Source organism: Novosphingobium organovorum (genome assembly GCF_022832435.1).
In the GTDB taxonomy this organism is placed as follows: domain Bacteria; phylum Pseudomonadota; class Alphaproteobacteria; order Sphingomonadales; family Sphingomonadaceae; genus Novosphingobium; species Novosphingobium organovorum.
This window is the reverse complement of record NZ_JALHLF010000010.1, coordinates 43,124-65,198: the sequence shown is the minus strand read 5'-3', so window position 1 is coordinate 65,198 and position 22,075 is coordinate 43,124. Positions and strand designations below refer to the sequence as shown.

Genomic DNA, 22,075 nt, shown 5'->3' with positions numbered 1-22,075 from the left:
GAAAGGGCCCGGATCGAACCTCTTTCGCGCCGTCACAGCTGCGGATCAGGTCACCGCCATCAGTCCTTGCGGATGACGACCATGGTCTGGTTCAGCAACTGGTAGGCGACCTCGCCGAAGGTGACGGGACCCGCCACGCCGCCGATGGCGACACCTTCGAGCTGGCCGAACAGGAAGTTCAGGATGCAATTGCACGACCACACCGCGCCGTCGAACGGGTGATCGGCCAGGGCTTCGCGAAAATCCGCGGCGTAGTCGGCCACCGGCGCGGCGAAGGAATAGTCGACGCCGGGAAAGACCGGGGCGTAGAGTTCCACCGTGCGCGCGTTGACGTCGACGTTCTTGATCGAGGCGTTGACCCGCGCGCCGCCGAAGTCGCCGACCAGCGGCAGGTCGCCGCCTTCGCGCCCGCGCTCGACGATGTAGTCGGAGAACACCCGCCGCTCGCCGTTGACGAGGCACGTGCCGGGGGTGAAGCCGGTTTCCTCGAAACGGATCACGTCACCGCCATCGGCGCTGAAGATGTTCACGATCTCGATGATCGGGTTGGTGCCTTCGGGCAGGGTGATGTGCGCGACCGCGACGCGATCGTTGTAGGCGGTGGCGACCTGGCCGTCGTAGGCCCAGGCGCATTCGCCGTCCTGCGACAGGTCGTAGCCCGAGATCCACCCCACCGTCGGGCGCAGGAAGGCCATCGGGTAGCTTGCCGCGTTCTTGGCGAATTCGCTGTGGCAGATCGAGCCCGACGGGATCACCGCGAGCGCGACGCCGCTGTCGGGCGCATCGCCCGAGATCCGGTCGAGTTCGTTCGCGTCGTAAGTGGCGAAGGAGACCGGGCCGATCGAGCCGAGGTCGGTGACGAACAGCACGTCGTCGTCCACCACGCGGCCGCCCTCGGCGGTCATGAAGTAGGGCGAGGTGCCCGCGATCCACGCGCCTGCTGGCAGGCGGTCGAGCGCGGCCTTGCGACCGGCAAGGCTGAGCGTTGCGCCGGCGCGGATCAGGTCCGCGACCGCATCGACGGGCATCAGCCCGTTGATGGGGTTGGCGTCAGAGGCGATTGAGTTGGGCGACTTCATTTGCAAGGGACCGCTCCCACTTTACGAAGTAGTTGTAGATTTCCGTGGCTTTTGCCGCCGGCGGTGCCGGGCTGAGTTCCAGCCGCTTGATGAGCATCTGCGTGCCCAGGTGACTCGTCTGGAGGCGAGACAGGCCGCCAGAGGCCAGTCGCGACCACACAGGCGAACCTTGCGCAGGTATTGACATATCCGCTCCCGATTGAAGGTGACGGGCAGCTCTCTAGCCGCGGGCCTGCTAAGCCTGCGTTCCGGTGCCTTCGGGATATGTGCGGAGTGGCCCGCTAGAACCTGCGCAAGTGGTGCGCTGCAGCACGACCGGCGCGGGATCGGGGCTCAGGCGAGGCGGGCCAGCAGGTCCTTTGCAAACACCGTCAAGGTGTCGTCGCGCGCGCCCATCACCACGATCCGGTCTCCCGGCTGGGCAAGTTCGACGATCCGGTCGGCGCAGGCCGCGCGCTCGGCGTGGTATTCGGCCTTGCCGCCCGCCTCGCCGATCAGCGCGACGATGCGCTCGCTGCCCTGCGAGCGGTCGACGGTGCCGCCGAAATAGACCGGATCGCACAGGATCGCGACGTCGTGCGCGGTCAGCTTGCGCGCGATGACCTGCGCCAGTTCGCGGCCCATCTGGCGCAAGGGCCCGTAGCCGTGCGGCTGGAAGAAGGCGATGATCCGCCCCGGATGCGCCTTTAGCGTGGAGAGCGTGGCCGCGACCTTGTCGGGGTTGTGCCCGAAGTCGTCGATCACGGTGATCCCGCCGGGCGAAGTTCCCACGATGTCGAAGCGGCGGGCAAGGCCCTGGAAGCCCGCCAGCGCGGCGACCGCTTCGGCCACCGGAACCCCGGCGGCGTGGGTCGTGGCGATCGCGGCGAGCGCGTTGTAGAGGTTGTGCCGCCCCGGCACCTGGAGCGTGAGGTCGTGCGCACGGCCTTCGAGCCGGTCGCGCACGGTGGCGGTGAGCGAGGTCGGCCCTTGCACGATGTCCTCGGCGCGCAGGCGCACGTGCGGGTTGGTCACGCCAAAGGTGATCGCCGCGCGCGCGCGATGCGCCAGCCCGGCGCTTTCCGCATCGTCGAGATTGATCGCGGCCACTTCGGCGCGGGCGAGAAAGTCGCCGAAGAGCTGGCGCAATTCCTCAAGCGACTTGTGGTCGAGGCTGACGTTGAGCAGCGCGGCCACGCTCGGGCGGTAGAGCGCGATCGATCCGTCGCTTTCGTCCACCTCGGAAACGAAGCTGTCGCCCGCGCCCACGCGCGCGCTGGCAAAGGGCGCATCCTTGGCGACGAAGTTCTTCATCACCGCCCCGTTCATGATCGTCGGGTCGCGCCCGGCCTCGTGCATGATCCAGCCGATCATGCCGGTCACCGTTGACTTGCCCGAAGTACCGCCCACCGCGATCCCTTCGGGCGCGGCGTTGAACAGCGCGGCGAGCAGCTGCGCCCGGCTCATCCGCGCGCAGCCCAGTTCTGTGGCTCGCACCACTTCGGGCACGGTGTCCTCGACCGCGGCGGAGGCGACGAGGGTCTGCTCGGGAGAAGTGATGCCGCTGCCGTCCTGTGGGTAGAGCGTGAAGCCCAGCGATTCGAGCCAGGCGAACTTTTCGGGCGTGCGGCCCTGGTCGCGGCCGCGGTCCGATCCCGCGATACGGGCGCCGTGGCCTTTGAGAATCAGCGCCAGCGGCAGCATTCCCGACCCGCCGATGCCGCAGAAGAACCACGGGCGTGCAGCCAGATCGGCCGGGTTGAGGAGGGTGGGGGCGGGCGCGGGCGTGGCGGCCGGAGAAATCTCGGTCATATGCGCATCGGTATGCGCCCTTGCGGCCCATGACAACATGGATAGGAAGGGGATCACCATGCGTATCGCTGTCTGTGCACCGTCCACCCCGATTGGCCCCGATGACGCCGCGCGCGTGCGTGCGCTGGCGGCGGCCGAATTTCCCGAGATCGAGCTGGTCGTCCACGACCAGTGCTTTGCCCAGGAGGGGCATTTCGCCGGGTCGGACGCGCAGCGCCTCGCCGCCTTGCTCGAATGCGCCAACGATCCGGGCAGCGATGCGGTGTGGTTCGCGCGCGGCGGCTACGGGGCCTGCCGGATTGCCGAAGAGGCGCTGGCCCGGCTCGATCAAGCGGCACAGGACAAGCCGTTCCTGGGCTATTCGGACGCGGGCTATCTGCTGGGCGGGCTCTACCGCGCGCATATCGGCCAGCCGGTCCACGCCCCGATGCTCGCCGACATCCGGCGCGAGGGTGGCGAGGAGGCGGTGCGCCGCACGCTGGGCTGGCTGTGCGGGCAGGACAAGGCGGCGCTCGAACCCTCGCTGGCGCGGGAAAAACACCCCGTCGTCGCCTTCAATCTGATGACGCTGGCGATGCTGGCGGGAACGCGGCTGATGCCCGGCCTTGCCGGGCACGTGGTCATGCTGGAGGAAGTTTCGGAATATCTCTACGCGGTCGACCGGCTGTTCTTCCATCTGACGGCGCACCTTGGCGGGGTGGCGGGGGTCCGGCTCGGCCGGGTCAGCGCGGTGCCGGAAAACGACCGGCCCTTCGGGGCGAGTGCCGAAGAGATCGCGCGCTACTGGTGCGCGCGGCACGCGATCGCTTTCCTCGGCGAAGCCGCGATCGGTCACGACGCCGCCAACCGCATCGTCCCCTTTGGCGCAGGCGTCAAACGCTGAGCGCGGCTCGCGTCGGGGGCTTGCTCTTGGGCCTCAAGCGCAATAAGCGCTGCCGCTTTCCCCGTCAGCACAGGATCAACACGGGCGGGACGAAAGGATTTTGCTGATGCGTGCGTTCGTTTTTCCGGGTCAGGGCAGCCAGAAAGTGGGCATGGGCGTGGAGTTGGCACAGGCCAGCGCGGCTGCGCGCGAGGTGTTCGAGGAAGTCAACGACGCGCTCGGCCAGGACCTCTTCAAGATCATGGCCGAAGGTCCCGAAGACCAGCTCACGCTGACAGCCAACGCCCAGCCGGCGATCATGGCCCACGCCATCGCGGTGCTGCGCGTGCTGGAAAAGGAAGGCGGCGTCTCGCTCGCTGACAAGGCGGATTACGTCGCCGGCCACTCGCTGGGCGAATACACCGCGCTGTGCGCGGCGGGCGCTTTCAGCCTGGCCGATACCGCGCGCCTGCTACGCCTGCGCGGCGAATCGATGCAGGCCGCGGTGCCGGTGGGCGTGGGCGCCATGGCCGCGCTGCTCGGCGCCGACATCGAGAAGGCCACCGCGCTGGCCGAAGCGGCCGCTGAAGGCGAAGTCTGCACTGTCGCCAACGACAACGATCCGGGCCAGGTCGTGCTTTCGGGCCACAAGGGCGCGATCGAGCGCGCGGTCGGCCTCGTCAAGGATCATGGCATCAAGCGCGGCGTGATCCTGCCGGTTTCCGCGCCGTTCCACTGCCCGCTGATGCAGCCCGCCGCCGATGCGATGGCGCAGGCGCTGGCGCAGACCGCGCCAGGCACGCTGAACGTCGCGCTCTACGCCAATGTCACCGCTTCGGTGGTGACCGACCCGGCGCAAGTGCAAAAGCTGCTGGTCGAGCAGGTGTGCGGGCGCGTGCGCTGGCGCGAGAGCGCGATCGCGATGGCCACGGCTGGTGTCGATACTTTCGTCGAGCTGGGTGGCAAGGTCGTGGGGCCGATGATCAAGCGTTCGGCGGGCGAGGTAAACGTCGCCACCGCTTCGACGATGGCCGAGATCGAGGAACTCGCCAAGGCGCTCTGAGCACGGCGCGCGGGGGGGCGCGGGGCGCCGATGCTTGCGTACCGGCCGGTCAACCTCGGACTGGTCAACCTCTGGCAAGGCGTTATAGCTGCCAGCCGCAAGGCCTATTGGACAGGAAGGAACGCTCTCATGTGGGATGCGCGCTACGCCGACGAATACGCCTATGGAACGCAGCCGAACGACTGGCTGGTCCAGCGTTTTGCCGATCTCAAGTCCGGCCGGTGCCTGTGCCTGGCCGACGGGCAGGGCCGTAACGGGGTGTGGCTGGCCGAGCAGGGCTTTGCTGTGACCTCGGTCGATCTCTCGCCGGTGGGCCTCGAAAAGGCGCGCGCGCTGGCGGATAGTCGCGGCGTTGCGATCACCACCGAGCTTGCCGATCTGGCCACGTATGACATGGGCGAGGGGCGCTGGGATGCCATCGTCTCGATCTTCGCGCACCTGCCCCCGGCGCTGCGCGAAGATGTCCACGCCCGCGCCGTGCGCGCGCTGGTGCCGGGCGGCACGCTGCTGCTCGAGGCCTATACCCCCGACACGCTCGCCCAGCCCGGACGCGGCGGGCCGAAGGGCGATCAGGCGGCGATGCTGATGCGCGCCGAATACCTCTTGAACGATTTTGCCGGACTGGACGTCCTTCACGCGGCGGAGACGGTGCGCGAAGTGAACGAAGGGGCCTTCCACCAGGGTTTGGGGGCGGTCGTCCAGTTCCTTGCCAGGAAGCCCGGGTCCTGAGGCCCGGATAGACATTTTAAGGAATGAGCATGTTTGACCTTCACGGAATGACCGCCCTCGTGACCGGCGCCAGCGGTGGCATCGGTTCGTCGATCGCCCGCGCGCTGGCCGCACAGGGCGCGCGCCTCGCGGTATCGGGCTCGAACGCGGACAAGCTGCGCGCGTTTCGCGACGAGCTGGACACCCACACCCCGCAGGCGCCGCAGGAAGTCGATCACGTCGCGATCCCCTGCAACCTCTCGGACGCCGAGCAGGTCGAGAAGCTGGTTCCCGCAGCCCTCGAGGCGCTGGGCAAGATCGACATCCTGATCAACAACGCCGGGATCACGCGCGACAACCTGGCGATGCGCATGAAGGACGAGGAATGGGATCAGGTGATCCGCATCAACCTTGAATCGACCTTCCGCCTGATGCGCTCGGTTACCAAGCCGATGATGAAGGCGCGCTTCGGGCGTATCATCAACATCACCTCGGTGGTCGGCACCACGGGCAATCCGGGCCAGATGAACTACTGTGCGGCCAAGGGCGGCATTACCGCGATGTCCAAGAGCCTGGCGCAGGAAATCGCCAGCCGCGGGGTGACCGTCAACTGCGTCGCGCCCGGCTTCATCCGCACCGCGATGACCGACGTGTTGCCCGATGCGCAGAAGGAAGCGCTCAACGCCAGGATCCCGATGGGCCGCATGGGCGAAGGCGAGGACATCGCCAGCGCGGTGTGCTTCCTCGCCTCGAAGGAAGCGGGCTACGTCACCGGCCAGACGCTGCACGTCAACGGCGGCATGGTGATGATCTGATCCGATGATGAAGGCGCGCTGCGAAGCCGGGAGCCGGGATATCGTGATCGCACCGTGCGATCCGTATTGCGATGAGGCTCGGGCGATCATGGCGCGCCTTTCGGCCGTGCTCGGGGCGCTGACCGGCGATGGTGGCACGTCCTCGTTCGATCCGGCCGATGTTGCGGATGGACGAGCGGTGATGCTCCTCGCGCGTGATGGGCACGGAGCGGTGATCGGTTGCGGCGCCTACCGCCCGCTCACGCCTGACGCGGTGGACAAGGCCGCCGAAATCAAGCGGATGTACGCCGAGCAGGGCTGCGGCGCAGCGCTGCTTGCGGCGCTCGAACAGCGGGCTGCCGAGCGCGATGGCTATACCCGGCTGTGCCTGTCGACCCGCCGCGTCAACACCCGTGCCATCGCCTTCTATGAACGGCACGGCTACCGTGAAACGGCGCCCTACGGCCGTTATGTCGGTCGCGCGCAGTCGATCTGCATGGAAAAGCGGATCGGCTAATGGCCGGGCGGCCGACAGGTATCGCGATGCGCCTGGTGTTGGCCGCGCTTGTGATGTCCGCGCTCGGCTCGTGTTCGTTTGTCTATGATCTGCGTGCCGTCGTCCAGGATGGCCATCTGGCCTTCGTGCCTGAAGGAAGCTGGCTGACCCGGCCCGATTGCCTTTACGCGATTTCGGTGGAGGCGGTCGACCGGGCCGTTGCCCGTGCCGAACCGGGGGATGATGCGGCCGATGTCGCTCGCGGGGTTTTCTGGGCGCAGTTCATGGAAAGCCAGCCCTGCCGCACCGGATTTCCCGTCCGTTACGGCCAGGCGCTTGAAGGAAAGCCCTTTGTCTTTGACGGCGGGCCTGGCTCTGCGCGTGTCGCGGCAAAGCCTCTGCAGCCCGGCGTGCTCTACTACGTGTTCGCGCTCAGTCCCGGATCGGGTTCCGGAGGCGGGTATTTCCGGCTCGATGGCCGGGGCGGTGTGGAAAATGTCCCGCGCGAGCGCGTCTCTCAGTCGGTTTCGTTGCCCTCGTCGTCGTAGATTTTCGCGTCGAGCCGCAGCGCCAGGCTCCGGGCGAGGCTGAGGCGGTGGAGGTGTTCCTTATGGTCACTCTCCGGGGCCGGGAAGCTGATGTAGCCTTCGGGCGAATACCAGAACACGCGCAGCCACTCCTGGCAGTCGGGGCGCCAGATTTCGGCATCGCCGCCGCGGTTGGGCAGCGAGATGATCGCGTGGGTCACCGGATTGAGCTTTTCCGCATCCCCGTGCGCCAGGCGCAGGTCCTCGTAATGGTCCAGCGCGCTCTTCCATTCGGGCAGGCCGATGGGGCGGCGCTCTCCGCTGGGGGCCTTGCGCATGATGTGAAGGGTGCTGGGCACGGGTCTTTGTTCCCTTGGCTGGGGGGCGGCTGGCAGGCGCGCGATGGCGGGGTGGGCCGAACATGGCGCTTCCATGCTGCAGTGCAAGACCAAATTCATCGCGCAGTCGCGGCGAAAAAAGCACGAAAACCCCCGGAATTATCCCCAGATTCACCGAAAGCAGGGCAGAACGCGCTTGCCGCGCGCCCCAGCCGCGCTAGAGATATTTGTCCTTGTTTTGGGGATCGAAGCATTCCCTGGCCGACCAAAGGGGACCTGAGGCTGTTATGAAGGCCACGATTGAACGTTCCACGCTGCTGCGTTGCCTGAGCCACGTGCAGTCGGTTGTCGAACGCCGCAACACCATTCCCATTCTCTCGAACGTGCTGATCGAAGCCTCGGGCAGCGCGTCGCTGCGCATCATGGCGACCGACCTCGATCTTCAGGTGGTCGAGACGCTGAACGCGGTCTCGGTCGAGCAGTCGGGCGCCATCACGGTGTCGGCGCACCTCCTGTTCGACATCGCCCGCAAGCTGCCCGACGGCAGCCAGGTGAGCCTCGATGCGGCCGACAACCGTCTGGTGGTCAAGGCGGGGCGCAGCCGCTTCCAGCTGCCCACGCTCCCGCGCGACGATTTCCCCGTCATCGCCGAGGGCGAGCTGCCCACCAGCTTTGAAATTCCCGCCGCGATGCTGGCGCAGATGATCGATCGCACGCGCTTTGCGATTTCGACCGAGGAAACCCGTTACTACCTCAACGGCATCTTCCTCCACGTCACCGAGGACGAGTTCAAGGCCGCGGCGACCGACGGCCACCGCCTCGCGCGATTCACCATCGCGCGCCCCGATGGCGCCGATGGCATGCCCGACGTGATCGTCCCGCGCAAATGCGTGGGCGAGCTGCGCAAGCTGCTCGAAGAGGCGCTGGACGGCAAGGTCCTGATCGACCTGTCGGCGAGCAAGATCCGCTTCACCCTCGGCGGTGAGATCGGCGTGATCCTGACCAGCAAGCTGATCGACGGCACGTTCCCCGATTACACCCGCGTCATCCCGACCGGGAACGACAAGCTGCTCAAGCTCGATCCGCGTTCGTTCTTCGAGGGCGTCGACCGCGTGGCGACGATCGCCACTGAAAAGACCCGCGCGGTCAAGATGGCGCTCGACAGCGACCGCATCACGCTTTCGGTGACCTCGCCGGACAACGGCACGGCGGCCGAGGAAGTCCCGGCGGACTATTCCGCCGACGCTTTCGAGATTGGCTTCAATGCCAATTATCTCAAGGACATCCTTGGGCAGATCGATGGCGATTCGGTCGAGCTGCACCTGGCCGATGCCGGCGCGCCGACGCTGATCCGCCAGAACGACAAGAGCCCCGCGCTCTACGTCCTGATGCCGATGCGCGTCTGATCGCATAGACCGGATTTGCGCGCCGGGTTTTTCGTGACGGGCCGCAGGCGGGGTATCCGCCTGCGGCCCGTCGTCGTTTGGCATGAAGCACTGGGCGAAACGCCCCTCTTGGCCCACGTCACTTAACCGTTTCGAAATCGCTTCTGGGGCACAAGCGCTTCATGAGCAAAATGGGACCTGGTCCTGAGGCGAAGGGGGTGCGCAGGGGCACTTCGCGGCCGGGGACACATCAGCGATCGGTCGCCGGACGGCGCGATGCGCCGCCATCGGATGCGGCGCCGGGCGAACCGCGCGCGCGCGAATCGGCCAGCGAAACCGCCGATCGTCGCACCGGCTCGCGCGCTGGCAAAGGCCTGCCGGGTGTGGTCAAGGCGGACGCAAAGACCCCGTCGAGCGATTTTGCCATCGCCACCGAGACACCTTCGCAAACCAGCGATCCGCTGCTCTACATGCTGCCCACCAACTGGGAGCTGATCGTCATCTGCATGGGTTCGGTCCTGGCCACGATGGTGCTGGTCTCGCGCAGCGTGCCAACGCCCTCGTCCTGGGCGTTGCTGGCGATCAGTTTCGGCATCTGCCTGGCCGGCACGCGGCTCTACCAGGTCGAGCAGCGCCTGGGGTTCACCGACTGGAAGCGCTATGTCCTGATGGTCGTGGCGATCGGCGTACCGCTTGCGGTGTTCGGTTTCGTCTGCGCGCTGTGGACCGAACGGGTCCCCGCGCTGGGCTGGGAAACCACGGCGAGCTGCTTCGTGATCCTCAGCCTGATGGCCACGGTCCTGCTCGAAGGGCGGCTGACCTCGATCATCGTCGCGACGATTGCGCTGTGGGGCGGCGCCTGGATCATCGCCGGGACGCCGACATCGCTGTTGCTGCTCGCCTCGGGGGCGCTGATCGGGCTGTTCCTGGCCATTCGCCGCAGCCAGGACGTGGCCGCCGAGATCGAGCGCCGGGTCGAGCGCGAGCGCGAGCAGCGCCGCGCCGAAGAACTGCTCAACGAGTACGAACAGACCGGGCAGGGCTGGTTCTGGGAAACCGACCGGCGCAATCTGCTGACTTACGTTTCGGCGCATATCTGCGCGCTCTTGGGCAAGTCGAGCGAGGAACTGCTTGGCCGCCCGCTGTCCGCGCTGTTCCTGCTTCAGGGGCACGAAAGCGAGAACGAGCGCACGCTGGTGTTTCATCTGTCGACCCGCTCTTCGTTTCGCGACCTTTCGGTGCGCGCGGCGACGGGCGTTGGCGACGAGCGCTGGTGGTCGATCTCGGGCCGCCCGGTGATGGACCAGTTCAACAATTTCATGGGCTTTCGGGGGTCAGGAACCGACCTTACCGAAACCCGTAAATCGCAGCAGCACGCCACGCGTCTGGCGCGCTACGATTCGCTGACCAAGCTGGCCAACCGTTTCCACATGTCCGAGTGGCTGGAAAAGATCCTCAGCGCGCCGCGAATCGAGAGCCGGGCCTGCGCGGTCTTCCTGCTTGATCTCGACCGTTTCAAGCAGGTCAACGACACCATGGGCCACCCGGCCGGTGACGCGCTGCTCAAGCAGGTTGCCGACCGCCTGCGCTCGACCGTGGGTAAGCACGGGCGCGTGGGGCGCCTTGGTGGCGACGAGTTCCAGGTCATCCTGCCCGGTCGCCATGTTACCGAAGGGCTTGCCAATCTCGCCCGCCGGATCATCGAGAACCTGTCGCAGCCCTATTCGATCGACGGATCGCGCGTGGTGATCGGCGCTTCGATCGGGATTTCGACCTGCCCCGAAAACGGGACCAGCTCGGAAGAGATCATCCGCAACGCCGATCTCGCGCTCTATGCGGCCAAGGGGGGCGGGCGCGGGCGCCACCATTTCTACGACGACGATCTGCATTCGGACGCCAAGGAGCGCCAGCAGATGGAGGAGGACCTGCGCGATGCGATCGCCAACGGGTCGCTCGAGCTGGTCTACCAGCCCCAGGTGCGCACCACGACCGAGATGATCACCGGGTTCGAGGCGCTGCTGCGCTGGAACCACCCGCGCCACGGCTACATTTCGCCCGCCAAGTTCGTGCCGATCGCCGAGGATACCGGGCTGGTCGCGCCGATCGGCGAGTGGGCGCTGCGTACCGCCTGCATGGAGCTGGCGCGCTGGCCCGATACGGTGCGCTGCGCGGTCAACGTTTCGCCGCTGCAATTCGCCAACCCCTCGCTGCCCGCCATCGTGACGAGCGCGATCGCCTCGGCCGGGATCGCCCCCTCGCGGCTCGAACTGGAGATCACCGAAAGCGTGTTCCTGGGTGAGGACAAGTCGACCGAGGGCATGTTCTCGGCGCTCAAGGCGATCGGCGTGCGCCTCGCGCTCGACGATTTCGGCACCGGCTATTCCTCGCTCGGCTATCTCAAGAAGGCGCCGTTCGACAAGATCAAGATCGACCAGAGCTTCGTGCGCGGGGCGACGCAGAAGGGCAGTCGCAACGGCGCGATCATCTCCTCGATCGTCAGCCTTGCCGAAGCGCTCGGCATGGAGACCACCGCCGAGGGGGTGGAGACGCTCGACGAGCTCGACCTCGTGCGGATGCTGGGGTGCAGCCATGTGCAGGGCTACATCTACGAAAAGCCGCTCAGCGTGCAGGGGGTCGAGGAACGGCTGGCCGAAGGGCTCGAGGCGGTTGCGCGCGGGCCGCGTTCGGCGCGCGCGCCGCGCCAGACGATGCTGCGCAAGGTCGTGCTCGAACACGGCAGCCACGTCTATCACGGCACGATCCGCAACATCTCGCAGACGGGCGCGATGATCGAGGGCTTGTGGAACGTGCCGGTGGGCACGCAGTTTGGCGTGCATCTTGCGGCCGATCACGTCATGATTGCCAGCACGCGCTGGAGCCGCGAAGACCGCATGGGGGTGGAATTCGCGCAAGCGCTTGAACTCGATGGTAATGGCGCGGTGGTTTTCAGCGCGCCGGGACGCCGCGATGAAAATGATGTCCGCACCTTGCGCAAGGCAGGCTGACAGGTCGCCAAACCGCTGCTAACGGCGAAATCATGACAGACCTTTCCCTGATCCGAAATTTCTCGATCATTGCCCATATCGACCACGGCAAGTCCACCCTGGCCGACCGCCTGATCCAGTATACCGGCGGCCTGACCGAGCGCGAAATGTCCGCGCAGGTGCTCGACAACATGGACATCGAGAAGGAACGCGGGATCACCATCAAGGCGCAGACCGTGCGCCTGAACTACACCGCCAAGGACGGGCTTACCTACGAGCTAAACCTCATGGACACGCCGGGGCACGTCGACTTCGCCTACGAAGTCAGCCGCAGCCTCGCCGCCTGCGAAGGCGCGCTGCTGGTGGTTGACGCCGCGCAAGGGGTGGAAGCGCAGACGCTGGCGAACGTCTACCAGTCGATCGAGCACGACCACGAGATCGTGCCCGTCATCAACAAGGTCGACCTGCCCGCCGCCGAGCCCGAGAAGGTGCGCGCCGAGATCGAGGACATCATCGGCATCGATGCTTCCGAGGCGGTGCTGGCCAGCGCCAAGGCGGGCATCGGCATCGAGGAAACGCTCGAGGCTATCGTTACCAAGATCCCGCCGCCCACGGGCGAGCGCGATGCGCCCTTGAAGGCCATGCTGGTCGATTCCTGGTACGATCCCTACCTTGGCGTCGTCATTCTCGTGCGCGTCATCGACGGGGTCATCAAGAAGGGGCTCAACGTCAAGTTCATGCAAGGCGGGACCGAGCACCTGATCGACCGGGTGGGCTGCATGACGCCCAAGCGCATCGACCTGCCCGAACTGGGACCGGGCGAGATCGGCTTCATCACCGCCCAGATCAAGGAAGTGGAACAGGCCAAGGTCGGTGACACGATCACCACCGTCAAGCAGGGCGCCTCAACCCCGCTGCCGGGCTACAAGGAAGTCCAGCCGGTGGTCTTCTGCGGTCTCTTCCCGGTCGATGCGGCGGATTTTGAAAAACTGCGCGATTCGATCGGCAAGCTGCGCCTCAACGACGCCTCGTTCAGCTACGAGATGGAAACCAGCGCCGCGCTCGGCTTTGGTTTTCGCTGCGGCTTCCTCGGGCTCCTGCATCTCGAGATCATCCAGGAGCGGCTCAGCCGCGAGTACGATCTCGACCTTATCACGACCGCGCCTTCGGTCGTCTATCGCATCCAGCTCTCGCACTCGAAGAATGAGGATGCCAAGACCATCGAGCTGCACAACCCGGCCGACTATCCCGATCCCAACCGCATCGAGATGATCGAGGAGCCGTGGATCAAGGCGACGATCTACACCCCCGACGAATACCTTGGCGCGATCCTCAAGCTGTGCCAGGACCGTCGCGGTATCCAGACCGACCTGACTTATGTCGGCGGGCGCGCCCAGGTGTCCTATGAATTGCCGCTCAACGAAGTGGTGTTCGATTTCTACGATCGCCTCAAGTCGATCAGCCGTGGCTACGCGAGCTTCGATTACGAGCAGATCGGCCTGCGCGAAGGCGATCTGGTCAAGATGAACATCCTCGTCAACGCCGAGCCCGTCGATGCGCTCTCGCTCATCGTTCACCGCTCGGTCGCTGAGGAACGCGGACGCGGCATGTGTGAGCGTCTGAAGGAGCTTATCCCGCGTCACTTGTTCAAGATCCCCGTCCAGGCGGCGATCGGCGGCAAGGTCATCGCGCGCGAGACGATCGCCGCGATGCGCAAGGACGTCACCGCCAAGTGCTACGGTGGCGACATTACCCGCAAGAAGAAGCTTCTGGAAAAGCAGAAGAAGGGCAAGGCCCGGATGCGCGAATACGGCAATGTGTCGATTCCGCAGGAGGCCTTTATCGCCGCACTGCGCATGGGCGAGGAATAGGCCCTTTTCGGGCGCCTGGCTGGGACAAGGGCGCGCCTGGGGCCATGGGCGGCGGCGCCTGTCGGCCCTGTGGCACGGGGGGTCTCTGATCCGTGGCGAACCACTAACATTTGTTTGATTCTAGTGGATTTTACGATTTTGACATGTGCAGGCCCATCCCAGCCGCCAGAGGATGCAAATGTCAAAATCAATCCACTAGAGCATTTTCCAGTGAGGTGGAATTACCTGACGGTTCAGAAAATGCGTTAAAACAAGGGTTTGGGGCGGTCGATCGGATGCAGTCTGATCGAAAACCGCTCTAGTGGATGGGCCGGGCGGCGTGGACGAAGTCCGCGTGAGTCCGGCCTTTCCATTTGCGGCCTTTCCATTTTTGGGGTGGCCATGTCGCGTCAAGTTGCCCCTCGGGCGGGGCGGGCGTGGGCCGGTGCCGTCACGAAAATGCCCTCCCGGAGACCGTCCCAAACGGGCTCGCAGAACGGCACCCCATCATAGAATACGTAATTTTACCCATACGTGCGCTTCACGGGGGGGCGTGACGGCTGGTGGGTTAACGAAGACGCCGGATGTCGCGCGAAGGACAGACCGCCACGCTTAAGGCCGGGGCGCTCCTGCGATTTTCGAATATCCGTGCGATTGCGTCGTATTAGATGCATTTTCGGTTGTTAGCTGTAATTTTGTTACAGCTGCAAAAAACCGGCACGGTTCGTGTCGTGAGTCACGGCATCGCATGAATTATGTGCTATAAGCGTTAACCAGGTGGAGAGCGAGCGGGCGCATTGTGCGGCCAGTCTGGAGGTGTCCCGCTTTGACGGGAACGTGCGATCGGCACGATGAAGGCCGACGCCAGTGTGAACGAAAGAGCCAAGCCTGTGGTGGAACGTGATATTCTTGAAGAATATTCCAGTGTTTTCGAGAAGTTGACGGATAAACAGCACGAAGTTCTCGGTCTCGTTGCGGACAATTTCACCAGCAAGGAGATCGCTTTCGAGCTGGGCATTTCCGAAAGCGCGGTCAACCAGCGCATCGAGGCCGTGCGGGCGCGTACGGGCAATCCACCGCGCGCCGAACTGGCACGGGTTTACCGGAAATTCGTACAGGGCGGGCCGGAGGCCGAGACGGCACCCGACGAACCGGCGCTTTCTATCAGCAGTAAGATTTTTGCACCGCAAATTCCTCAGGTGTCGCACGGCCTGATGGCGCGTCAGCGTGACCAACAGGACGGTGGCGGCGAATCGTACCTCATCGGCTCCGTGGCATCGCTCGATGCGCGAAGCCCCTGGCGCTTTGCAGAGACGCAGCCGCCCATCGTCCCGGAAGTGCTCGATGGCAGCAATGCCGGGCTGAGCCGGATCGCGGCGATCGTGATCATCGCAGGGGGAATGCTCCTGGTCATGATCGTCGGCCTTGGCGTCCTGCGGGCGTTGAGTGATCTGGGCTGACCCGGTGGGCTTCCCGCTTCCCCCACCGATAAAAACGGGCGCCGCGAACGAGCCGGGCGTCAAGGGGCACGACTATGACCATGACCATTGCAAACGCCGCGGCGCGGATCGCGCGCAACCTTCCCGAAGCCGAACAGTCGCTCGACGCGGCGCTGCTGGCTTCCACACGATTGATGGAATCGATGCTTCTGGCGCGGCAGGCGGAAGGGCTTGCGGTCTATACCGGGCAATCCGCCCTGCTGCGTCTGGCGCGCACGCAGCGCACCCTGCTCACCGGGCAGAGCGACATGCTGCGGGTCCACCGCGAGCTTCTGGGGATCGGCCGCGAGGTCAAGGCGATCGACGACGAGGATGGCACCTGCCCGAGCGAGGCCGTGCGCGACGCCTCGGTGGAAACACTGCGCCTGAGCGCCTGACACTCCACTGGGTCATCATGGGGGCAGGGCGCTCCCGGCGGTGCGGAACCCGCCGATGATTGCTCTGCTCCTTGACCTCAAGAGCGACCTGGAAGTGCTCTCCTTCGCGCTCCTGTTCGTCTTCGCGATGCTGCGCGGAGGCGCGCCTGAACGGCTGTTGTCCGGGCTCATGGTCGCGATGTTCCTCGTGCACCGGTTGTACCATCTGGCCGCGCATGGCTCGGTGATGTTTGGCGCAGTCAATATGGGGCATTTCGCGATCGACCTCGTGATGCTTGCCGATTTCGGTGTGATCGCGCTCTATGCGAACCGCGTCTATCCATTGTGGATGGCTGCGGCGCAGCTCATTGCGGTGATCGCGCATGTCTATCTGCTCGTTCCTGCGATCGCCGTGCGCTACGCCTACGACGTGATGACCATCACGCCTTCCTATATGCAGGTCGTGTTTCTCGCCCTGGGGCTTGGTTCCTACGTGCGGCGCCACGGGCGGTCGGGTTCCGTGCGCGACTGGCGCGAGAGCGGGGCAGGGGAAAGCACCGCGCCGGACGGGCCTTGGCGCCTGGGTGAACGCAAGACCTAAGTTCCGGCGCTTGCGACAGCCCTAACCCGGCAGGTCCCGGCCGGGGGCCCCGGATGAAGGAGCAGACCACTGTTCGCTCTCGAAAAGCGGGAGGCGGGATCGCATCCGGCCCGACGGTGTGCTCGGGGCATCGGTGATGGCCTAGGCCGGGGGGCATTGGCGGACCGGCAAGGCAAGGCGCCAAGCCAGTAGTGCGCGCCGCTTGATCTGACCAGGCTGGCCCTAAAGCGGCTCCGGCCGCGTCATTATCAAGTTCCGGCGATGAAATGCCCTGTTGCTGCGATAGGTCGTGTCTCGCAAAATAGGAATTTTGCAAACGCACTTGTGTGATTGTCGCGCGCAGGTCATTTGAAAGGTGTCATCCCCTTGTGGGAACGCATTTTTAGGACGCTGGTTGTCTATTTTCAGACTTTGCCCGGAGACGATTGACTTGACCCAAGTTCGGACTGTGCCGACGACGCCCTTCGAAGGGCAGAAGCCCGGAACATCGGGATTACGCAAGAAGGTGAGGGTGTTTCAGCAGTCCGGCTATGCCGAGAACTTCATCCAGTCTGTCTTCGATGTCGTCGAAAGGCCTGAAGCGCCCACGCTGGTGCTGGGCGGGGACGGGCGTTTTTACAACCGCACGGTGATCCAGCAGGCGATTCGCATGGCAGCGGCCAACGGCTATGCGCGCGTGCTCGTCGGCCAGGGGGGCATCCTGTCGACCCCGGCTGCCAGCAACGTGATCCGCAAGTACAAGGCCAGCGGTGGCCTGATCCTTTCCGCCAGCCACAACCCCGGCGGTCCGGACGAGGATTTCGGCATCAAGTACAACATCGCCAACGGCGGCCCGGCGCCCGAAGCGGTGACCGAGGCGATCTACGCGCGGACCACCGCGATCGATGCCTGGCGCACGATCGACACCCCCGACATCGACCTCGACACGCTGGGCTCTGTCTTGGTGGGGACGATGACGGTCGAGGTCATCGATCCGGTTGCCGACTATGCCGACCTGATGGAAGAGCTGTTCGATTTCGCGGCAATCCGCGCGGTCGTCGCCTCGGGCTTCACGATGCGCTTCGATGCGATGAGCGCGGTGACCGGCCCTTATGCCAGCGCGATCCTCGAAGGACGGCTCGGCTTTGCCGAAGGGACCGTGGTCAACGGACAGCCGCTTGAGGATTTCGGCGGCCACCATCCCGATCCCAACCTGATTCACGCCAAGGACCTTTACGATCTCATGATGGGCCCGGATGCACCGGACCTTGGTGCCGCTTCGGACGGCGATGGCGATCGCAACCTCATTATCGGCCGCGGCCGCTTCATCACGCCTTCGGACTCGCTGGCGATGCTGGCGGCCAACATCGAATGCGCACCGGCCTACCGCGGTCGCCTGACCGGCATCGCGCGGTCTATGCCCACCAGTGCGGCGGCGGATCGCGTGGCCCAAGCGCTGGGTGTCCCCTGCTTCGAGACACCGACCGGGTGGAAGTTCTTCGGCAACCTGCTCGACGCGGGCATGGTGACGATCTGCGGCGAGGAAAGCGCCGGCACCGGGTCGGACCACGTGCGCGAGAAGGACGGGTTGTGGGCGGTGTTGCTGTGGCTCAACATCCTGGCGGTGCGCGGCATTTCGGTCGACCAGCTGGCGAAAGAACATTGGGCGCGTTTCGGGCGCAACTATTACGCACGCCACGACTATGAAGCGGTCAATAAGGAAGGCGCTGATGCGCTTATGGCCGGACTGGTCGCGCAGCTTCCCACTCTTGCGGGAACCGTGCTGGGCGATCTGACGGTCGCTGCCGCGGACAGCTTTGCCTACACCGACCCGGTCGACGGCTCGGTGAGCGCCAATCAGGGCATCCGCGTGCTGTTCGAAGGCGGTAGCCGCGTGGTGTTCCGCCTTTCGGGCACCGGCACGGCTGGCGCCACCTTGCGGGTCTATCTCGAAAACTTCGTCCCCCCATCAGGTGACCTCGATGCCGATACTTCTGCGATGCTGGCCGCACAGATCGCTGCAGCCGAAGCGGTCGCGGGCATTGCCGGGCACACCGGTCGCACGGCGCCCGACGTGATCACCTGACGGCCGCGCTGGGATTGGCAGGCAGGGGCAAGGGAACATTCCTTGCCCCTGCCTGCCTTCGTCCTTGCTCTTGGCTCGCCGCATCGAACGGGGGATGTGGCGTAGGCGTTTGCACAAGGATAGGCGTGTGGGGCAAGCGCATGGAAGCGCTGCATGATTGGGCTTGATGATCCACGCTGGAAAACTCTGACACACGCTTACGGGGGTGCCGCCGATATTCCTGAGCGGCTTGCTGAACTGTCGCGGGATACCTCTTCCAAGCCGCGCAATGGCCGGGAACCGTGGTTCACGCTCTGGTCCAGCCTGTGCCATCAAGGGGATGTGTTCGATGCTTCCTACGCGGCTGTTCCGCATATCGTGGCCATGGCCTTAGCGGCTCCCGATTCCATCGACTTTTCGTTTTTCCAACTGCCTGCGGCCATCGAAGTCGCGCGCGTGGCGGGGCGTGGGCCAGCCGTTCCTCCCGATCTTGCCCCGGCCTATGCGCGGGCTATCACAGGCCTGCCGGATTGTGTGGCCCGGCATCGGCATCACGATTGGGACGAGGCAACGGCAATTTCGGCGCTTGCCGCGCTGGCGGTTGCCAAGGGGCTCCCGCAGCTGGCCGAGGCGATCATGAATCTCGATGACGATTCTATCGCAAGACTGATCGCATGCGATTTTGGCGGCTAGGTTGCCAGTCAGCTGGAACGCGACTGGCCGTCCAAGGGCAATCAGCCAGGCCGTGAAGCTTACTGGTGGACCTGCCCCGCGAGCGGTCAAGAGCGCGTCGATGAGTTCCCCCTTTCCGCCCCTGCCCGCGTCAGCCGCATTGCTTGATTGCGGCGCAAAGGCACAGCCAATACCATGGCCCATGCGCTACCACTTCATTACGATGCTAGTCGGCCTCGCGACCGCTTGCAGCAGTGCTTCGAACCAGCCACTGCCGCCTATTGCCGACAGACTTCCTGCCGATGTTCGCGTTGCGGAGAGGGCTTTCGACCAGCGCGTGAAAGCCGCATACCCTGCCGGTTCGGTCGAGAAGATCGCTATCGCAGAGCTGGCGAAAAACGGATTTGAGATCAGCCCTACGGGCCCCGATGGCTATCGCTCGGCATACATCCAACGGGGTGATGCGATCTGCACGACGCTATGGTCGGTGCGCTGGAATGCCAAAGCAAACTCCATCACGCAAGCCTTCGGCGTGTTTGGTCACCGATGCCCATGAGCCTGCAATTTGTCCACGCCGCCTGGCATGATGCATTGCCGGAACCGTCCGACGATGGCGCGTGACTGATGGGGCTCTTAGCGTAGGTTCGCTGGTTCGCCCGCGATCGGTTGCCAGCGCGCGGGGCTTCGCGTGTGGTTCGATCCGGGTCCGCCTTAGGGGCATGACGAGGGCTGTTCACGTCCCGCTCTTGCGCGCCTTGTCCAGTGTGGCGATGCGCTCCTGGGTGGCGGGATCATCGAGCATCGTCGCCAGCGGGGCGGGCATGCGGCGGCGCCAGTTGGGGTGTTCGTCGATCGTGCCGGGCAGGTTGGGCTGCTCGATTTCGCATACGATATCTTCCAGCGGAGCGATGGCGAGCGCGGCAGGTGTGCGGCCGATGTGGGCGAGGGCGGCCGCGACGACAGGCGCCGGGTCCTCTGGCGCGGGGCGCGGGGCGGCATCGTGGGTGAGCGTGGCCCAGAGCAGGCCGCGGTCCCAGTCGCGCTTTGCCGCGGCATCTTGCGCGGTGGTGCCTTCGGGCAGGCGGCCGAGTTGCTGGGCCCATTCCAGGTCGCGCCCGGTCCACCAGCCGGCAACGGTCGCGGTGTCGTGGGTGCCGGTCATGGCGACCGAATCGGCGGGATAATCGGCCGCACCGATGAAGCCGTCGTCGCCCGCACGCTCGAACCACAGCACGCGCATGTCGAGCAGGCGGCGCTGTTCGAGCGCGCCGAGGAAGCCGAACGGAGCGGTGCCCAGGTTCTCGGCGACGAGCAGCGTGTTCGACAGATGCGCTTCGAGCACCAGCAGGCGCAGCATGTCCTCGAACGGGTAGGTCAGATAGGCGCCTTCACCGGAATTCGCACCCTCGGGGATGACCCATAGCCGCGCCATGCCGAAGGCGTGGTCGATCCGCAGCGCGCCGGTCAGGGCGAAAGCGGAACGCAGCATCGCGATCCAGGGCGCATAGCCGCTGCGCCGCAGGCCCTCGGGCGAGAAGGCGGTGAGGTTCCAGTTCTGGCCAAGCGGGCCAAGTGGATCGGGCGGCGCGCCGATGGTCAGCCCTTCGAGCATCTGGCCGCGCAGCCCCCAGCTGTCCGATCCGCCGGTGTGCACCCCCACCGCCAGGTCCCCCATGAGGCCGATCGCCATGCCCGCCGCGCGCGCTTCGGCCTGGACCACGGCGAGCCCTTCGCGAGTGAGCCACTGGGTGAACATGTGGAAACGCACCTGTTCGGGGTTGCGCGCCGCGGCACGGGCAACCGCCTCGCCGTCGGGATCGTGGTACTCTTCGGGCCAGTTGGGCCAGCCGGCGAGGCCATGGCCGCGAAAGTGCGCGTCGAGCGCGTCGAACAGCGCGTGGCGGCGCAGGCTGTCATCCTGTTTGCAGGCGGCTTCGAAGCGGGCGCGGGTCGCTTCGTCGAGTTCGGCGAACAGCGTGCGCAGCGCGGCCTGTTGCTGGGGGAGCGCGTGCTCCCAGTCGATCAGCGCGGCGTCGGGGGTAGGGGGCAGGGCGAGCGCTGGCAGGCCAAGCAGCTCGGGGGCTGCCAGCGCGGTGTTGAGGTGCTGGCGGCTCGATGGGGAATAGGGGCTGTAGCCTTGTCCGACACCGGCAAAAAGCGCGTGGACCGGGTTGATCGCCAGCGCGTCGGCCCCGCGCGCGGCGAACAGGCGCACCGCGTTCGACAGTTCGGCGAGAGTCCCATAAGGGCGCGGGACGGCGCCGCGCAGCGCCGAAACCTGTACCGCCGGGCCCCACAGCCGTTCGCCGTGCCGGTTCTCGGGGAGGAGCGCCGCGAGGCCCGGACAGGTGCGCGGGGCGACGGCGAGCGTCACCGGTTCGCCGTTGATGACGAGATCGTGATAGCCCGGCTCGTCAAACGCCGGGAGCGTGGCGTCGCTTACCGCCAGGCTTTCGACCGAACCATCGGGCAGGAGGCGCTGAACGTGGCTGAGGCTGGCGGGAAGCGGGATGGCAAGGCCGACTTCGGTGACCAGCATGGCGGGCGGTTCGTCCGCCAGCGTGCGCAGCGCGGCAAGGCTTGCGGCAATATCGTCGGGCGTGGTGGCGGGGTAGCCCAGGGCCGCGGCGATGCGCTGGAGCGCGCGATCGGAGACGATCTGATCGCACCCGTCGACATCGCGCCACTGGCGGGACAGGCCCAGCGCTTGGGCGAGTTCGTGCAAGGCTTCCATCGCAAGTCTCCCGCCGGCGCGTTGCCTGCCGGACAGCGCGCGCGGGTGCGGCGCAGCATCATCAGCCTAACCGCGCACGGGCAGGCTCGCAATTGCCGATTGCACCATTGCGCAGCTGTCGTTCGCGCAAGGGTATCCCCAGGCTGTCCACGTGTTGTCCGGCGCAAATCCACAGCCTGCGAACATGTTTTAAAGTTCTTATTCTCAGGGTTGCCCACAGGCGGGGCCTGCCGGGGCGCCGTGTCCGCGCCGCGCAAAGAAGAGACCCGCGCGCCGGGCGCACGGGTCTCTT

19 protein-coding genes are annotated in these 22,075 nt (G+C 65.7%); 15 read left to right on the top strand and 4 right to left on the bottom strand.

What is annotated here, in order from left to right; all coding sequences use genetic code 11:
• Positions 1-59 precede the first annotated feature (59 nt).
• Positions 60-1,079 carry a DUF6976 family protein gene (locus MTR62_RS04975; RefSeq protein ID WP_244017581.1) on the bottom strand — a complete coding sequence of 340 codons (1,020 nt, stop codon included), beginning with the start codon at positions 1,077-1,079 and terminating at the stop codon, positions 60-62.
• A 333-nt stretch (positions 1,080-1,412) separates the two neighbouring features.
• Positions 1,413-2,870 (bottom strand): UDP-N-acetylmuramate--L-alanine ligase, encoded by a 1,458-nt coding sequence (locus tag MTR62_RS04970; protein WP_244017580.1) that lies wholly within the window; start codon positions 2,868-2,870, stop codon positions 1,413-1,415.
• A gap of 58 nt (positions 2,871-2,928) precedes the next feature.
• On the opposite strand from MTR62_RS04970, the gene MTR62_RS04965 reads away from it, so the two are divergent.
• The 6 genes from MTR62_RS04965 to MTR62_RS04940 all read left to right on the top strand — a co-directional run bounded on the left by MTR62_RS04965 (position 2,929) and on the right by MTR62_RS04940 (position 7,341).
• Entirely contained in the window at positions 2,929-3,753 is an 825-nt protein-coding gene (locus MTR62_RS04965) for an LD-carboxypeptidase (RefSeq protein WP_244017578.1), read from the top strand.
• Between the two features lie 106 nt (positions 3,754-3,859).
• Complete coding sequence (gene fabD / locus MTR62_RS04960; protein ID WP_244017576.1) at positions 3,860-4,795, top strand: ACP S-malonyltransferase; 936 nt, start codon at positions 3,860-3,862, stop codon at positions 4,793-4,795.
• A gap of 129 nt (positions 4,796-4,924) precedes the next feature.
• The gene (locus MTR62_RS04955; RefSeq protein ID WP_244017574.1) at positions 4,925-5,524 is read left to right on the top strand and encodes an SAM-dependent methyltransferase; all 600 of its coding nucleotides are present in this window, start codon (positions 4,925-4,927) and stop codon (positions 5,522-5,524) included.
• A gap of 29 nt (positions 5,525-5,553) precedes the next feature.
• The gene (gene fabG, locus MTR62_RS04950) at positions 5,554-6,318 is read left to right on the top strand and encodes a 3-oxoacyl-ACP reductase FabG (protein ID WP_244017573.1); all 765 of its coding nucleotides are present in this window, start codon (positions 5,554-5,556) and stop codon (positions 6,316-6,318) included.
• Positions 6,319-6,406: 88 nt separating this feature from the next.
• Positions 6,407-6,814, top strand: a complete 408-nt coding sequence (locus tag MTR62_RS04945) for a GNAT family N-acetyltransferase (RefSeq protein ID WP_244017571.1) — start codon at positions 6,407-6,409, stop codon at positions 6,812-6,814.
• A complete protein-coding gene (locus tag MTR62_RS04940; protein WP_244017569.1) occupies positions 6,814-7,341 on the top strand; it encodes a M24 family metallopeptidase in 528 nt (175 codons plus the stop codon). The genes MTR62_RS04945 and MTR62_RS04940 overlap by 1 nt, the downstream gene beginning before the upstream one ends.
• Here MTR62_RS04940 and MTR62_RS04935 read toward each other — a convergent pair.
• Positions 7,311-7,679, bottom strand: a complete 369-nt coding sequence (locus MTR62_RS04935; RefSeq protein ID WP_244017567.1) for a hypothetical protein — start codon at positions 7,677-7,679, stop codon at positions 7,311-7,313. The genes MTR62_RS04940 and MTR62_RS04935 overlap by 31 nt on opposite strands.
• Before the next feature lie 266 nt (positions 7,680-7,945).
• Here MTR62_RS04935 and dnaN point away from each other — a divergent pair, with 266 nt between their 5' ends.
• The 9 genes from dnaN (at position 7,946) to MTR62_RS04890 (ending at position 19,605) form a co-directional block, all read left to right on the top strand.
• Positions 7,946-9,064, top strand: a complete 1,119-nt coding sequence (gene dnaN, locus MTR62_RS04930) for a DNA polymerase III subunit beta (protein ID WP_244017565.1) — start codon at positions 7,946-7,948, stop codon at positions 9,062-9,064.
• A gap of 197 nt (positions 9,065-9,261) precedes the next feature.
• Positions 9,262-12,048, top strand: a complete 2,787-nt coding sequence (locus MTR62_RS04925; RefSeq protein ID WP_244017563.1) for an EAL domain-containing protein — start codon at positions 9,262-9,264, stop codon at positions 12,046-12,048.
• Positions 12,049-12,080: 32 nt separating this feature from the next.
• On the top strand, positions 12,081-13,898 hold the full coding sequence (gene lepA / locus MTR62_RS04920) for a translation elongation factor 4 (RefSeq protein ID WP_244017561.1): 1,818 nt from the start codon (positions 12,081-12,083) through the stop codon (positions 13,896-13,898).
• An 830-nt stretch (positions 13,899-14,728) separates the two neighbouring features.
• The gene (locus MTR62_RS04915) at positions 14,729-15,337 is read left to right on the top strand and encodes a helix-turn-helix transcriptional regulator (protein ID WP_244017559.1); all 609 of its coding nucleotides are present in this window, start codon (positions 14,729-14,731) and stop codon (positions 15,335-15,337) included.
• Positions 15,338-15,411: 74 nt separating this feature from the next.
• Positions 15,412-15,753, top strand: coding sequence for a hypothetical protein (locus tag MTR62_RS04910; RefSeq protein ID WP_244017557.1), 342 nt, complete (start codon positions 15,412-15,414; stop codon positions 15,751-15,753).
• A 55-nt stretch (positions 15,754-15,808) separates the two neighbouring features.
• Positions 15,809-16,333 (top strand): hypothetical protein, encoded by a 525-nt coding sequence (locus tag MTR62_RS04905; protein ID WP_244017555.1) that lies wholly within the window; start codon positions 15,809-15,811, stop codon positions 16,331-16,333.
• A gap of 430 nt (positions 16,334-16,763) precedes the next feature.
• Positions 16,764-18,398: an alpha-D-glucose phosphate-specific phosphoglucomutase gene (locus MTR62_RS04900; RefSeq protein WP_244017553.1), complete on the top strand. Its 1,635-nt coding sequence runs from the start codon at positions 16,764-16,766 to the stop codon at positions 18,396-18,398.
• Between the two features lie 153 nt (positions 18,399-18,551).
• Entirely contained in the window at positions 18,552-19,070 is a 519-nt protein-coding gene (locus tag MTR62_RS04895; protein WP_244017551.1) for a hypothetical protein, read from the top strand.
• A gap of 181 nt (positions 19,071-19,251) precedes the next feature.
• Complete coding sequence (locus tag MTR62_RS04890) at positions 19,252-19,605, top strand: hypothetical protein (protein ID WP_244017549.1); 354 nt, start codon at positions 19,252-19,254, stop codon at positions 19,603-19,605.
• A 177-nt stretch (positions 19,606-19,782) separates the two neighbouring features.
• Here the strand turns inward: MTR62_RS04890 and malQ are convergent, their stop codons facing one another.
• Positions 19,783-21,783, bottom strand: coding sequence for a 4-alpha-glucanotransferase (gene malQ / locus MTR62_RS04885; RefSeq protein ID WP_244017547.1), 2,001 nt, complete (start codon positions 21,781-21,783; stop codon positions 19,783-19,785).
• Positions 21,784-22,075: the final 292 nt, after the last annotated feature.

Excerpts from the sequence above, each read along its gene's own strand:
- MTR62_RS04975 (WP_244017581.1), bottom strand. The coding sequence starts at position 1,079 with ATGAAGTCGCCCAACTCAATCGCCTCTGACGCCAACCCCATCAACGGG.
- MTR62_RS04970 (WP_244017580.1), bottom strand. The coding sequence starts at position 2,870 with ATGACCGAGATTTCTCCGGCCGCCACGCCCGCGCCCGCCCCCACCCTC.
- MTR62_RS04965 (WP_244017578.1), top strand. The coding sequence starts at position 2,929 with ATGCGTATCGCTGTCTGTGCACCGTCCACCCCGATTGGCCCCGATGAC.
- fabD (WP_244017576.1), top strand. The coding sequence starts at position 3,860 with ATGCGTGCGTTCGTTTTTCCGGGTCAGGGCAGCCAGAAAGTGGGCATG.
- MTR62_RS04955 (WP_244017574.1), top strand. The coding sequence starts at position 4,925 with ATGTGGGATGCGCGCTACGCCGACGAATACGCCTATGGAACGCAGCCG.
- fabG (WP_244017573.1), top strand. The coding sequence starts at position 5,554 with ATGTTTGACCTTCACGGAATGACCGCCCTCGTGACCGGCGCCAGCGGT.
- MTR62_RS04945 (WP_244017571.1), top strand. The coding sequence starts at position 6,407 with ATGGCGCGCCTTTCGGCCGTGCTCGGGGCGCTGACCGGCGATGGTGGC.
- MTR62_RS04940 (WP_244017569.1), top strand. The coding sequence starts at position 6,814 with ATGGCCGGGCGGCCGACAGGTATCGCGATGCGCCTGGTGTTGGCCGCG.
- dnaN (WP_244017565.1), top strand. The coding sequence starts at position 7,946 with ATGAAGGCCACGATTGAACGTTCCACGCTGCTGCGTTGCCTGAGCCAC.
- lepA (WP_244017561.1), top strand. The coding sequence starts at position 12,081 with ATGACAGACCTTTCCCTGATCCGAAATTTCTCGATCATTGCCCATATC.
- MTR62_RS04915 (WP_244017559.1), top strand. The coding sequence starts at position 14,729 with ATGAAGGCCGACGCCAGTGTGAACGAAAGAGCCAAGCCTGTGGTGGAA.
- MTR62_RS04910 (WP_244017557.1), top strand. The coding sequence starts at position 15,412 with ATGACCATGACCATTGCAAACGCCGCGGCGCGGATCGCGCGCAACCTT.
- MTR62_RS04905 (WP_244017555.1), top strand. The coding sequence starts at position 15,809 with ATGATTGCTCTGCTCCTTGACCTCAAGAGCGACCTGGAAGTGCTCTCC.
- MTR62_RS04895 (WP_244017551.1), top strand. The coding sequence starts at position 18,552 with ATGATTGGGCTTGATGATCCACGCTGGAAAACTCTGACACACGCTTAC.
- MTR62_RS04890 (WP_244017549.1), top strand. The coding sequence starts at position 19,252 with ATGCGCTACCACTTCATTACGATGCTAGTCGGCCTCGCGACCGCTTGC.
- malQ (WP_244017547.1), bottom strand. The coding sequence starts at position 21,783 with ATGGAAGCCTTGCACGAACTCGCCCAAGCGCTGGGCCTGTCCCGCCAG.